This is a genomic window from Flectobacillus roseus (genome assembly GCF_030056595.1).
In the GTDB taxonomy this organism is placed as follows: Bacteria; Bacteroidota; Bacteroidia; order Cytophagales; family Spirosomataceae; genus Flectobacillus; species Flectobacillus roseus.
This window is the reverse complement of the sequence record NZ_JASHIF010000004.1, coordinates 63,759-78,721: the sequence shown is the minus strand read 5'-3', so window position 1 is coordinate 78,721 and position 14,963 is coordinate 63,759. Positions and strand designations below refer to the sequence as shown.

The 14,963-nt window shown below is 38.4% G+C and carries 7 protein-coding genes; all 7 read right to left on the bottom strand.

What is annotated here, in order from left to right; genetic code table 11:
• Positions 1–48 precede the first annotated feature (48 nt).
• Positions 49–2,112, bottom strand: a complete 2,064-nt coding sequence (locus QM524_RS05135) for a glycoside hydrolase family 97 protein (RefSeq protein ID WP_283343760.1) — start codon at positions 2,110–2,112, stop codon at positions 49–51.
• A gap of 224 nt (positions 2,113–2,336) precedes the next feature.
• On the bottom strand, positions 2,337–5,588 hold the full coding sequence (locus tag QM524_RS05130) for a VCBS repeat-containing protein (protein WP_283343759.1): 3,252 nt from the start codon (positions 5,586–5,588) through the stop codon (positions 2,337–2,339).
• Between the two features lie 18 nt (positions 5,589–5,606).
• Positions 5,607–6,749 (bottom strand): DUF4249 domain-containing protein, encoded by a 1,143-nt coding sequence (locus QM524_RS05125; RefSeq protein ID WP_283343758.1) that lies wholly within the window; start codon positions 6,747–6,749, stop codon positions 5,607–5,609.
• 29 nt (positions 6,750–6,778) lie between these two features.
• A complete protein-coding gene (locus QM524_RS05120) occupies positions 6,779–9,259 on the bottom strand; it encodes a TonB-dependent receptor (protein WP_283343757.1) in 2,481 nt (826 codons plus the stop codon).
• Between the two features lie 29 nt (positions 9,260–9,288).
• Positions 9,289–9,852, bottom strand: a complete 564-nt coding sequence (locus QM524_RS05115; protein WP_283343756.1) for a hypothetical protein — start codon at positions 9,850–9,852, stop codon at positions 9,289–9,291.
• A 218-nt stretch (positions 9,853–10,070) separates the two neighbouring features.
• Positions 10,071–11,606 (bottom strand): RagB/SusD family nutrient uptake outer membrane protein, encoded by a 1,536-nt coding sequence (locus QM524_RS05110; protein ID WP_283343755.1) that lies wholly within the window; start codon positions 11,604–11,606, stop codon positions 10,071–10,073.
• 70 nt (positions 11,607–11,676) lie between these two features.
• A complete protein-coding gene (locus QM524_RS05105) occupies positions 11,677–14,715 on the bottom strand; it encodes a SusC/RagA family TonB-linked outer membrane protein (protein WP_166577963.1) in 3,039 nt (1,012 codons plus the stop codon).
• Positions 14,716–14,963 lie beyond the last annotated feature (248 nt).

Below are 14,963 nucleotides of genomic sequence, written 5' to 3'. Positions count from 1 at the left end.
GTTGTTAAAAAACGATGTTTTCCATTTTTCAACCCAACATTCATTATCCTATTTTATGCTGATGGCAAATCCACCACCTTTAGCGATTTTGATGGTACGTTTGGTTTGGGAATCTACCGAAACCTTTTGGATTTGATATGCCTCTGGATTTTTCTCCCAATCTGCATTGCTTGCATCTTGGTAAATGGTGGCTGTATAAGTTTTACCAGCAGGCAGAAAATCAAAATTCACCAAAAGCTCTCTTGAGTTTTCATCACTAACAGCGCCCACAAACCACTGATTTTGTCCTTTTTGCTTACGTGCAATCATGATAAATTCTCCTGGCTCGGCAGAAAGGATTTTAGTATCGTCCCAATCTACAGGAACATCTTTAATAAATTGCAAAGCATCGGGGTAAACCTTTAGATTTTCTGGCAAATCGCCCACCATCTGCAAAGGACTGTACATGGTCACATATAACGCCAATTGTTTTGCCAAGGTCGTGCGTACACGAGTAGTGCGAGATGGAATAAACTGATTGAGATGCATTTTGAAGAAACCTGGCGTATAATCCATCGGACCACCCATCAAGCGAGTGAATGGCAAGATGGTTTCATGCTCTGGTACCAATCCCAACGTTGGAGCGTTGTTGAACTCATTTCCACGCGCCGCTTCGTTGGCTAACCAGTTTGGATACGTACGATGCAATCCCGTTGGACGAGATGACTCATGCGCTTCAATCATGATGTTATATTCTGCTGCTTTTGCCGCCACACGATTGAAGTGATTTACCATCCATTGACTATCATGATGCTCGCCACGAGGAATAATACGACCCACATAACCCGTTTTGGCAGTTTCAAAACCTTTATTTTTCATAAATTGAAATGCCTTATCCATACGACGCTCGTAGTTGGTCACCGAACCCGAGGTTTCGTGGTGCATAATCAATTTGACATTTTTCTTTTTGGCATAAGCTAGTAAAGCATCTACATCATAGTCTGAATATGGAGTAACAAAATCGAAAACTTCCTCTTTCCAGTTACCAAACCAATCTTCCCAACCTTCGTTCCAGCCTTCTACCAGTACGCCATCGAAGCCATGTTCTGAGGCGAAGTCTATATATTTCTTAACATTTTCGGTATTAGCGCCGTGTTTTCCTCCTACTTTTTCCCAAGTAGCTTTACCCACGTGCATTTCCCACCACATACCGATAAATTTTTGTGGTTTTATCCAATCGGTCTTTTCAATTTTAGATGGTTCGTTGAGATTAAGAATGAGTTTAGATGCCAAAATATCTTCAGCTTTATTACTCAAAACGATAGTTCTCCAAGGAGTATTAAAAGGCGTTTGCAAATAGGCTTTATTACCAACTGCATCAGGCGTAAGATGTGAAGTTATACCAAAAGTCTTGGTATTTGCCATCAAATGCATAACAGGATAATTGACCAAAGCCGCCTCATGGATATTCAAATATATTCCTTGGGGCGTTTTCATCATCAAAGGCGTTTGAATGGCATTATCTGCAATCAAGGATTGTAGGGCTATATCTTTTTCCTTTTTAGCAGCGGCTAAAGCGTGAATTTCTGAGAACAAGGTTGTATTGTACAGATATTCATTTGTATCATAATCCCCAGGAATCCAGAAAGTTTTGTTATTAGTCGCTAGATTAAATTGTGTTAGCTCATCAGCAACAATAAAATGCTTAAATCCTTCTTGTTCGGGAAACTCATAGCGAAATCCAATACCATCGTTAAAAACCCTAAAAACAACATCTACCAATACATTCGCAGGAATAGCTTTCAGACGAAGCTTGAGTTGCTTGTAATGGTTTTCGATACTTTTTACCTCTCCCCAAACAGGATTCCAAGTTTCAGAAAACTCACTAGAATCAGCAGAAATCAGGGTGAAATTTGTGAGAGAAATAGCAGGTTTTTGAAGTTTAAAACCTAAAGAAGAAGGCTTTACAACCGAAGTTTGAGCCAAATTCAAGGCATATAGAAGTTTACCTTCCTTACTGACATTGACAGTCAAATTAACACGTGCATTCGGAGAGGCAAGATGGTATGCCTTTTGAGAAAAAACCTCTGCTGACAACAGCAAAAGCCCCAATAATAAGCCAGTGAATTTCATAGATTGATATAATATTGTTTAAATAAAAATGGTTCTTTTTTTTGAGGGATAAGACATAAGTAACAAAGGCACAAAGGGAGAATTTTGAATGATGAGTTGTGAGTGATTAATGTAAAATTTTAATAGCCCACTAAAACACAACTCCTCTTTGCCTGTCCCCTATCCCCTAAAAACACTCTGTGCCTCTGTGCCTTTGTGCCTGTTCACTATTGCGCCTCCCCTCTTCACCACACATACCCTTCCACTCCTTCGTTATTTTTTCCAACGAATAGATGTTTTGGTAGAGCTAGGACTGATTTTATATCTCCTTTGAAAAATAGACCTGTTTGAGCGACAGACAAACTTTTGAAGGCAAACTTTCCTTTATTTTTCAACAAAATACCATAATTGGCGTCAACCTTGCCAATTCTTAAACGCAATTTACTATTATTCCCTGCCAACAAAATATCGGTCTTTCCATCCTTGTCAAAATCTTGCAAAGCTATCGCATATACAGGGGCGTATTGGGCTTGCATAGGTAACTGATGTGTCACAAATTTTCCTTTTTGGTTTTCTAATACCAAAGTCTTCAAATTGGTAATTTCCATTCGATGTGCCTTTTCTAAAGCTGCTTGGTCAAAAACATCCTCTATCGTTGCCTTGGCAAAAGTGGCATAATCTGGAAATTTCTTTTTCAAAATTGGCATTTGCTCTGCCATTTCGTCTCTGGTACAAGCTGGATAAGATTTTCCTTGAATGTAGTAGTTGAGGAAAAAGTCAACAGTTCCGTTCATATCAAAATCGTCAAAAACTAAACTAGCAGGCTCAGCTTTTGAAGCACGAATTTGGGTGTTTAAACCCAAATTCCCCAATACAATATCAAGGTCTTTATCTCCGTCCAAATCAGTTTGAGCAAGGCTTGTGTACCAACCCGAAGGAATATCTGTAGGTTGCGTTTCGAACTTTTTATTACCTTTATTTTTTAGAATCATCGGACTCATCCACTCTCCTACTATAAATATATCAGGGCTTCCATTTTGGTCAAAATCATCAATCGCTGCGTCTGTCACCAAGCCAAACGCATCTAATTCTTGTTTGGTAAAATGCCCTTTACCATCATTCCATAAGATAGCACTCTTTTCTGCTACTGGAAAACGATTAGGTTGAATATGTCCACCTATAAAAACATCCAAATCGCCGTCTTTATCAAAATCTGAGGCTTTTACAGTTTGGGTATTCAAACCGTCTTCGATAGCTTGAGCAAGTTTTAAATTTCCCTTTCCATCGTTCAACCATAGCTGATCTTGCTGTTCGCTCAATTGTGCATTAGCATAATTTCCAACTGTCACATATACATCTGGCCATTGGTCACCATTAAAGTCGCCAACTACAGCGTCTTGTTGAAAAACAGGCGGTGCTGAAAGTTTTTGTTGCGTAAAACTTTCTCCTTTTGCCAGATAGATTACTGGCGATGATGAAGCATTTCCACATACCCAAACATCCATTTGTCCATCTTTATTAAAATCACCCGCCAACATTTTCGGACCTGTGTAAGAATAGTGCATCGGCAACATTACCTGACGGTCAAAGTTATTGGTAAGAGCTATCTCAGAAGCCGCCGAAGGAATGATTGTTTTGGTGAAAATAGGATTTACTTTTTGCTCCGCTTGTAGGGCATTACAAGTTGGTGTTTTCTGATAAATGATATCGTATTTATTATCAGCTTTAGGTTGACACAATTCTGTAATAGAACCTTGCGCATCAGGCCAAAATACTTTTACAGAAATAACTTTTCCATTCCCAATTCCAAAAGTCAAAGGCTCAAGGCTACTCGATTGGAAACCACGACTATTGGCTATTTCTTGGGTTAAAGTCATTGCGGAATCTTTTCCTTGTACACGAACCTGCACTTTAGCACCAATGGCAAAAGGGTTTTGAGAAGAACCCGTCAGTTTTACTTTTACCGCATGATAATCTGGCTGGATTTTTTGACTTTGATTTTCATACACATGAGCCTTATCATTTAGGTTGTTCGTAATAATCTCAATATCTCCATCATTATCCAAGTCGGCATACACTGCACCACTTGCCACGGTAGCGCGGTCAAAGCCCCAATTTACTTGCTCGTTGACAAAACCTAACTGGTGGTTATTTCTAAAAATATAATTCTTGGTTTGACTCGTCGGCATTTGCTTCAAATGCTCCAACAATGGCTTTTTAGAACCATAAGCCTCCTCGTCATTGTAATATTTGATAAAGTCGGCATTGGTATAGTCTTTTCCTAATCCATTACTCACAAAAATATCTTTGTAACCATCCAAGTCAAAATCTGCCATGAGTGTTCCCCAACTCCAATCGGTATTAGATACACCAGCCAATTGCCCTATCTCTGCGAACTGTCCATTTCCTTGATTTACCTGCAACATATTGCGCATATTGGCATGCCAAAAACCATTTTGCAACTGTGCCTGATAAGTATTCCAGTTGTCTGGCCAAAGCAACAATTTTTGACGAGCATTATCCTCCGGCAACATATCGAGCGTAAAAATATCGGGTAAATCATCGTTATTGATATCCGCAATATCAACTCCCATCGACGAGTAAGAGGTATGTCCAATACGCTCACGAAGTTCATCTTTGAAAGTTCCATTTTTCTGGTTGATGTACAAATAGTCATCCTCCACGTAGTCGTTGGTTACATAAATGTCGGGAAAACCATCCTGATTGACATCCGAAACCATCACTCCTAAGCCAAAACCCAATGGATTACCTTTGATACCAGCTTGTTCGGATACCTCGGTAAAATGCCCATTATCATTTCTAAATAGCTTATCTCCTGCATTATAGTCACGTGCGGCGCGCATAACGGCGGCCTCTTTGCGTTGATATCCAGCTAGGTTGTGGTTAATCAAAAAGCAATCTAAATCACCATCGAGGTCATAATCAACAAAGCTAGCTTGTGTAGAATACCCTGAATCATCCAGTCCATATTCTTTGGCTTTTTCGGTGAATGTCAGATTATGATTATTGATAAAAAGCTGGTTCTTACGTAAATCTTCTGATCTTAAACCCGAATAACAAACATAAATATCCAACCACCCATCGGCATTAATATCGACCACCGAAACACCTGTTTTCCAAGCACCCTGTCGACCAGCCACACCTGCTTTGGAGGTTATATCTTCAAATTGCATTTCGCCTTTGTTCAGGTACAAAGCATTAAGCACTTGATTGCCTGTAAAATACAAATCAGTTAAACCATCGTTGTTGAAATCGGCAGCAGCCACACCTCCACCATTATAGAAATATTCATAATTAAGAATATTTTCTTGTTCAGATTCTGTCACGATATTAGCAAACTGAATACCCGTTTCTTCTGATGTTTTGAGTGTAAAAAGTGTATCTTGATTTTTACAAGAAATACTCACCACACCCAAAAATCCTAGGTAGCATATATTTTTAAAAATATGTTTTATCACTATCAAATGCTTTGTCATGCTTTTATTCCTTATTGCTTATTCACGCCAAGCTTCAGGTTCTTTTTTAGTTCGAAATTTAGCTTCAATACAAGGGGCTAAGGGACCACTTATTGCCCCTGGTGGCGGTGGAATGCTTCTACCTTGATATACTTTTGGAATAGCAGTATATCCATCAGAGCCAATCGAGCGGTCGATATATACTATTTTTTGTTTGGCACCGAATACTTCAAATACCCCTAAAATTTTTTCCTCAGGAAAATCCACAGAGATAATATTGGGGCTAAACTGTGTTTCGGCAGGTACGTCAAATAACGTTCCTGAACTTTGAGATACATTTTTGATTGTTCTCAAATACTGATAAAGTTTAGTTGGAATAGCTCTTTGTTCAATCTTCAAATAATACAAAGATTTATCCGTGTAAGGAACACTCGCTACCTTTATACCTCTAATGGTTTGTCCATTCAACAAATTATCAGAAAGAATATTAATTAAAGTTGAATATTCTATATCAAAACAAGTCTCCGAACATTTGTAATTTATCAGCTCTGGCACCGTTTGTCCTAGCGGGAAATTATTCTCAAGACTACATTTATTTTGAATATAATCATAACCACGTTCACAGCTTGCACAGTAAAGGGTACGCTCATAATGTGTCCATTTCCATTCATAATATTGTTGTGGACTTGCAGGGTCTTTAAAATCAGCAAATACCTGAAAAGCATATCTACGAGCATCGTTGGTCGGGTAATCCGTATCGATTTTAAATTGTGTATAAACACTATCAATGGCTGGCGAAGCCATTATTTGCTCAGGGGTTGATTTATATTTTTTACCGTTTTGCAAGGTAATATTTAAAGTATAACTTCTACCTACAACGCCTTGAAAAGTGGCTGAAGACTCATAAACTCCTCCTGAAAGCTCAGAGAGTCTTTCCTGTTTTCCTAAATCATCCTCAAAAAATACCGTCGCACCAGTGATGGGTGTACTTTCGGTATTGATATTGATGTTGGGAGAAGAAAAAGAAAGGTATACTCTATGAGGTCCTTTCAAGTCAGAAAGGGAGGCTTCTACCGACAAATATCGTTCTCCTGTTACTTGGGTATAATCTCTAAGCTCGTCGATACAAGAACTTAATCCCAGTATCAAGCTCAGAGTTAAAAATTTTAAATAGGTTTTCATACGCTATGAATGCTAAAGGTCGGTAAAACTTATTTGAACTTAAAATTATAACCTAAGGAAACAATCGGGGAGGCAAAAACACTCAATCGGTAGGCTCTAATTACATCGTTTTGTGTTTTGAAAAATACCGAATAGGCATTTGAGCGCCCCAAAAGATTATATACCGTAAATGCCCAACTTCCTTCCCAACGCTTGGTTTTCATACTCGGATTAGAGATAATCCAAGAAAAGTCTAGTCGGTAGTAGTCAGGAATGCGGTCATTATTTCGACTAGTATATACCAAAATTTTTTGGTCATCAAGCGTATAAGTTCCTACAGGCGCAGTCAGCGGGCGCCCTGTGCTATAAACAAAATTGAAAGAAAAGCTATTGTGTTTATCTGGCTGAGCATTGAACATCAAGTTGAGCGTATGAGGCTTATCATAATTGGTCGGATACCAGTTGCCATTATTAATACGCTGTTCTGGATATTGACCATCAACTTTTGAAAACGAACGTGCGAAAGTATATCCAATAGAGCCTGTAACCTCTCCCTTTTTCTTGGTAAGCATCAACTCCGCGCCATAAGCCAAGCCTTTTCCATTCAATAATTGTGTTTCTATCGTAGGGTTTAGCTGTAAGTTTGCCCCCGAAATATAATCAATCATATCTTGGGTTCTACGATAGTATGTCTCAACAGACAATTCCCAAATACTTTCTTTCAAATTTTTGAAATATCCCAATGACACTAAGTCACTGCTTTGAGGCTTGATATTATTGTCTGACAATTTCCATCTAGCCGTTGGCAAAGGCGTCGTATTATTGGAAACCAATTGCAAAAACTGGTGCATTCGGTTATAACCAAGTTTCAAAGAAGAGTTTGCGTCGATGGTATAGAGTGCAGTTAAGCGAGGTTCTAAACCGCCATAATTCACGATCAGGCCTGATGTCCAAGTATTTTGTATAAGCGTTTCGCCCGAAAGAGGCTCACCAGATATATATACTCGTTTGGGAGCTGGCCCCATACTTAAGTATTGCACATAACGCAGACCCAATTGCACTTTTAGTTTTTCACTTAGTTTATATTCATCATCAACATAAGTTGCTAGTTCATACCCCTGCTCTTTATCTAAAATAACTTTTGCAATATTTGACACAATATCTTTATTCAAAACGCCAGGCTCTAACTCATATCGAATACCCGATATACCCGCATTGATTTTATGCTTATCGTTAGGATAATAGGAAAATTGAGCTTTGAAATTATAATAACGAATCGAATTACGAAGGTCGATTTTATTGGCTGTGTCTGGGGCTACCGTCTGGCTTTTGTATAAACTAGAAATAGCTGAAATTTCTAAACTACTTTTACTTGAAAAAAAGTGATTCCAACGTAATGCCAAATTTTGATGTCCATAGGTAAAATCCGTTTGATTTGCCACCACATTTTCGAGGCTAAATAAGGAATCTACTCGATAAAAATCATGATTAATATAGGCAGTCAGTGAAATCGTATTTTTCTTGTCTGGCTTAAAAAACACTTTGGATGCCAAATCGTAAAAGTTAGCTCTAGTATTTTTTACCTCAGGAGTACCAAACCATTTAAACCAAAAATCATTAAAGGATACTCTCGCAGAAGTCATTAACGAAAGTTTTTCTTTGATTAAAGGCGTTTCAAAAGTCAAACGATTTGAAATTGCGCCGATTCCACCCTGTACACTTCCTTTTTCGAGACTAGGCTCGCTCATTTTAATATCCAAAACAGAAGCAGTTCGTCCTCCAAAACGAGCAGGAACACCACCTTTGTATAGTTCAACTTCCCGAATCGCATCAGATGGAAAAATGGAAAATAAACCAAACAAATGCGTTGGATTAAAAATGGGCGTATCGTCAACATAAATCAAATTTTGATCGACCGCACCACCACGTACATTGATACCATTGCTGCCCTCGCCCACAGAACTTACACCGGGAAGTGTCTGCAAACTTCTCAGAATATCCACCTCTCCCATCATGGCAGGAATCTTTTTAATGCCTTTTAGGCTCAACAAAGAAACTCCTAATGAAGGCGTTTGAATATCCTTACGAGTTGCCACACTCGACACAATCACCTCTTCTAGCATATTAGATACAGATTGAAGCTCTATCTTCATTTTTGTATCTTTATCTAATTTGATATACTTTCTAAAGATCTTATATCCTACGGCTGAGATTTTCAAAATATATTCACCTTGGGTCAATCTCATATAAAAATTACCTGTAGAATCTGTAATCACACCAGACTTCACATAGTCAATCGAAACACTAGCATTGGGGATAGGCTTTTGACTTTCTACATCAACCACATTGCCAACTAGCGCAAAGGTTCGTAAAAAGGCTTTATCACCCTCAACTGAGGTATTCAACCTAGCAAGTAAAGTATTTGAACTCCTCTGCGTTTGTGCTTCAGAAAAATAATTAGCTCCCAAAACACCCAACAAAAGGCTGAATAGAGGAAGCATAAGGCTATTAATAGGTTTATTGTTTTTCATTTATTCATAGGTTCAAACGATTCAGTTGTTTAGTAAAGCGTATTGGCCTCATTTACATCCAGAAAAGCAATTTTTGGTTTTTTACACACAATAATACCTTCTACTTCAAAAGCTGGGTCTGTTTCGCCAACATTTGGGTATTTTTTTGCTTTGCCCACAACCTCAATAACAATTTTATCTTTATTGAGAGATTTGAAGGTAAGAAGACCCTGACTCATCAAGTACCCTTCACCTCTTCTTTTGGCTTTGTCCTTGATTTTGCCAAACATCACTGTAGATGTATATGAATTAAACATTCGGATAGGAGCTTTAATAGGTTTTTCTTCATACCATTTATCAGCGCCAAAATGAATCATTACATTGCTATCGAACTGATCGAAATAGTTAATAGTAAAAGATTTTTCTACGATTTCGAGGTGACCATGAAAGATACTTTCCTCCTTATAGAAGTTGCTACCTTTGACATGTAGAATAATTTTTGCTTGGTCGTCTTTCAGCTGATTATAAATTTCATCAGCCTTGAATTTATCTGAAATTGTACAACCCGAAACCAACAATAAAATTCCAATAATAAAAAAGAATTGACGTACCATTATTTTGAGAGCTTATTAATGTTTATGTAGTAATTAAGTAATAATGTAAAATAAAATTGCATTATTACGCATTAGGCTATAAGCCAAAAAGCTTGTTTGAATTTATTGGGATTATTGTTGCCGAAAGCCGATTGCTGAAAAAGGCATATAACAACATCCTTAAAAGGAAAATGCTCGATAAATCGAGCATTTTCCGGTATTATAAAACTATCAGATGATTAGTATCCAACGTTTTGTTTCAAGTTTGAGTTGATTTCCAATTCTCTTTGAGGGATTGGGAATACAACGCGGTAAGCAGGAGACGCTGTTGTTCTGTTATCAACAGGGTTTGCGAAAGTACCAAAACGAATTTGGTCATTTCTTCTCCAACCTTCCCAGTACAATTCACGACCACGTTCAGCCAAGATATCGTTTGCTGTTAATGCAGCCAAAGCAGCTACACCACGAGTTTTTCTCAAGTCATTGATGATTGTTAAAGCACCAGCTGTGTTACCACCTCTGAATAAAGCCTCAGCTTTCATCAACAATACGTCAGCATAACGGAAGAATACATAGTCATTTGCAGGAGAATCGATGTCTGACAAATCTGGAATGTATTTGATAACACGGATACCATCTGCTTCACTTGCCACTTTGAAGTCATACTTTGCAGTAAAGCTAAGTGGTTTACCAGAACGGTCATTCAATGCTGCACCGTTTTGATCTAACTGTTGTCCTGCCAAGAAACCTGCACGCAAACCTGACTTGTCTGTCAATCCTGGAACAGCTGCTCCCAAACGGCTATCAGTTTTCTCAAAGCTATTGTAGAAATCAGACAAAGTAGTAAAACCATTCCAACCACTTGGAACTTGGTTGTAGTGCGTTGTCATATAGTAACGGTTTCTTACAGAAGAACCATTGTTGTTACTAGCACCTTTTTCGTTCTGAATTACAAAAATTAATTCTTTTGAACGAGATGAGTTTTCGAAGTGGAAGTTATCGAAATAACTTGCAGTCAAACTGAATTTACCTGAACCAGTAATAGCATCTGCTAAAGATACTACTTGATCCATATCAGCTTTTGCAAAAGTAAACGGACCTGCTGGACTAGCTGGATCTTGATCGTAAACAGCTTTGTTCAAATAAACTTTTGCCAACAAGAAACGAGCAGCCTCTTTCGTAGCAGTACCAGCATTAGCACCAGTAGCATTATCCAAAGAAGGAATAATAGCATTCAAATCGGAGATGATTTGAGCAGCAGCATCTTTACGACTCAAAGCTTTTGGCAATGCACCCGGATTCGCTGGATCTCTAAATGCTACCTGACCAAATAAGTCAGTTGTATAAAACATGTAGAATGCGCGAAGGTAAGTAGCTTCAGCTTTTTGCTTTGCTGTTGATTTTGCGTTGTTAATAACCTCATTAGCGAGTGCATGACCGCGGTTTAGGTTATTCCAAGCTGCCAATACATCGTCACTTTGGTTTGTCCATGTGTGCGTGTGAAGGTTTCTCCAACGACCATTATCATCCCAGTCAGCACCACGAGTTGGGCCTTGCATCTCATCAGAAGGGTGTTCTGTCAAAGCATAGATAGCAGCTTGATCAGTAAAAGTACCCAAACTTTGATATGCAGACTTCAATGTTAAATCAGGCGAAATAGATGAGGCGTTCGTCAAACGATCTAGCACAGCATCATCCAAATTCGTACATCCGATCGCGCCTCCCATTGCTAATGTTAACAACGAAGGATACAATATATTTTTAAAATTTTTCATTTCTTTTATTTCGGATAATGTGGATTAAAGTAAAGTCTTAAGCTATGTCAAAACTGAACTATACAAGTTGTTAGAAGTTAGCGTTGATACCCAATGAGAATGTTCTAGCTTTAGGATATGAGATGTAATCAATACCTAATGAAGGAACACCATTTCTAGTAGCAGCAGTGTTAGTCACTTCTGGATCTAGACCTGAGTAATTAGAGATCAACAATAAGTTCTGACCTGTCAAAGAGATGTTAAGAGACTTAGCAAAACTGTTAGCAGGTAACTTGAATGTATAACCCAATGAGAAGTTAGATACACGAATGAAATCAGATTTCTCAAGGTAGAATGATGACGGTACTGGAGCGTCACCGAATGCTTGACCTGTAGTACTAGAGATTGTGTAATAAGTAACGTTGTTACCTTGTTTCACCGATGCTCTGTTCAATACAGCGTTAGCAGTGTTGTTGTAAACGTATCCACCTTGTTGGCCATTGATAAACAAACTAGCGTTCCAGTTACCCAATGAGAAACTGTTGTTCAAACCCCAAGTCATTGTAGGGAATGGACTACCTTTGTATGATTTATCAGCAGACAATTTAGTATTACCATTTGAGTCATATCCTAAGAAATCAGACAAGAAGAAACCATATAATGGATAGCCTTGAGTGATTGGTTGGATAAATGCACCTGACAAACCTTGACCGTACAAGTTACCAGTTTGGATAGTTGCTACATCTAAACGAGCTACTTCGTTTTTCAAGAATGTTGCGTTACCAGAAACTTCCCAATCCAATTTTTTACCTGCTAATACTTGGTAAGTTAAAGAAACTTCAACCCCTTTGTTTCTAATGTCAGCAGGAATGTTGCTCCATCTTGTAGTAGCTACGTCTGGTTGTGGTGCAGCAAATGGGAACAACAAGTTGTTAGTAGATTTGTTGAAGTAGTCAACAGTACCTGACAATCTTCCTTTCAACAATGAGAAGTCTAAACCGATGTTAGAAGCAGTTGTAGTTTCCCATTTAATGTCAGGGTTAGGTACGTTTTCTTTTTGCAAACCACCTGATGCAGAGTTAGGAGCATAAGTAGCCAAAGAAGTATTTGTAGGGAACTCTTGGTTACCTGTAACACCCCAACCAGCTCTCAATTTCAAATCAGTAAATACTTCTTTTGGAACGAAAGTCTCGTTAGATAATCTCCATGCACCCGCAAATGATGGGAAGTAACCATATTTGTTGTTAGCACCAAATTTTGATGAACCATCCACACGCAAAGTAGCTGTTAATAAGTACTTGTCTGAATAGTTATAGTTTACACGACCAAAATATGATTGCAATTCACTAACACCTTTGCTAGAACCACCAGAGTAAGCTTTGTTTGTTCCTGAATTGTCCACAAAGTTGATATTGTTTGCCAAATCAAATCCTGCAGGCGATACAAAGTAGTTAGCTTGGATATAATTTCCTTGGTTTTCGAACTTTTGGTAAGAGAAACCAGCCAATGCGTCGATTTTGTTTTTACCCAAATCCAACTTGTAGTTCAACGTGTGTTCCAAAGTTGTTGTAGTCAAGTAACGGTTTGCAATACGAGCATAACCTTGGTTACCAGGAATGTTTGTTGCAAAACCAGGAGTGTTAGGATCTACACTTGTTCTTGTTACACCATCAGAATTGTCATAACCAAAGTTAGCTTTGTAAGACAAGTTTGGAAGGATATTCCAAGTACCACTGATGTTCATCAATGTTCTGTTCGTTACAGCACCACCTTTGTATTGGTTCAATAAAGATACTGGGTTACGGAAAGATGGAGTACCACTTGTAAAATAAGAACCGTCAGCAGCATAAACTGGGTAAGTAGGGTTAGTTTTGATGGCTGTTGAGATAACGTTACCTTCAAAACCGATGTCACCACCTGTTGCAGACAATTGGTCAGTTACTTTAGAAGTAGTCATTGCTACTGCTAATACAACTTTGTTGTCAAACAATTTGTGAGTAGCATTTACACGAGCTGTAACTTTCTTCATTCCTGAGTTTTTGATAGTACCTTGTTGGTCGTTGTAACCCAAAGAGAAGAAGTAGTTTGTGTTATCGTTACCACCACCGTAGCTCAAGTTATAGTTTTGAGCAACCGCAGTACGGTATACTTGGTCTTGCCAGTTTGTACTAGAACCAGCGTTAATCAATTTGTTACTTGCATCCAAACCAGCAGCAGTAGCTTGTTTCAAGAAATCTGCAGTAGACAATACATCATAATTTTTGTAGTTGTTTGAAATCGCAGTGTTTGCTGAGAAGTTCAAGTTACTTTGACCTGATTTACCTTTTTTAGTAGTGATTAATACAACACCATTTGCACCACGAGAACCGTAAATTGCAGCAGCAGAAGCATCTTTCAATACAGAGATATTTTCGATATCACTTGGGTTCAAGAAGTTCAATGGGTTTCTTGCAGCTGTTGTACCAACCCCAGCGCTACCATCTGTACCGTCAGAAGTGTTACCACCATCCAAAGGAATACCATCTACAACATACAACGGACCATTACCTGAACGAATTGAAGTGGTACCACGAATACGGATGTTGATACCTGCACCTGGCTCACCAGAGTTAGGAGTCATTTGAACACCCGCCGCACGACCTTGTAATAATTGTTCTGGAGAAGCAATCACACCTTTGTTAAAATCCTTAGCAGTCAACGCTACAACACCACCTGTTGCATCTTTCTTCGTTGTAGTACCATAACCTACTACTACAACTTCTTCCAATGCTTTCGTTTCAGATGCCAATGATACGTTCACTTGCGAACGACCACCTACTGAAACTTCTTGTTTTGCATAACCTACAAATGAGAAAACCAAAACAGCATTGTCTGATACATTGCTCAATTTGAATGAACCCGTAGCATCTGTTTGTGTACCTTTGTTTGTTCCTTTTACACTTACAGATACACCTGGTAGTCCAGAGCCATCGCCACTGTCAGTAACTTTTCCGGTAACAGTTTTGTCTTGAGCATAAGCCCCAATAGACAAAAGCATAGCTACAGCTATCGCCGCGAACTTAAGAAGTCCCGTTGATACTGCACCTTGTCGCATTGGGCGACCAAACCATCGGTAAAAATGATTTTTCATAGGTAATATTAAGATTGGGAAAAATGGTTAATGAAATTTGAGAACGCTCTTCACAGCATTTTTGAGTAAAAACCATCATACTAGAAAGATTGTTTTGGGAATTAGTAGTTAGTCTAGTTATGGAATTTTCTTACTAAAAAGTATGAATTTGCTGTGATTTCACACAACAAAGTAGGCGATAAAGTTTCTATAATTCAATTTTTTTTGGAAAAAATTTTATTTCAAAAAAATACTTATTTTTACCAAAA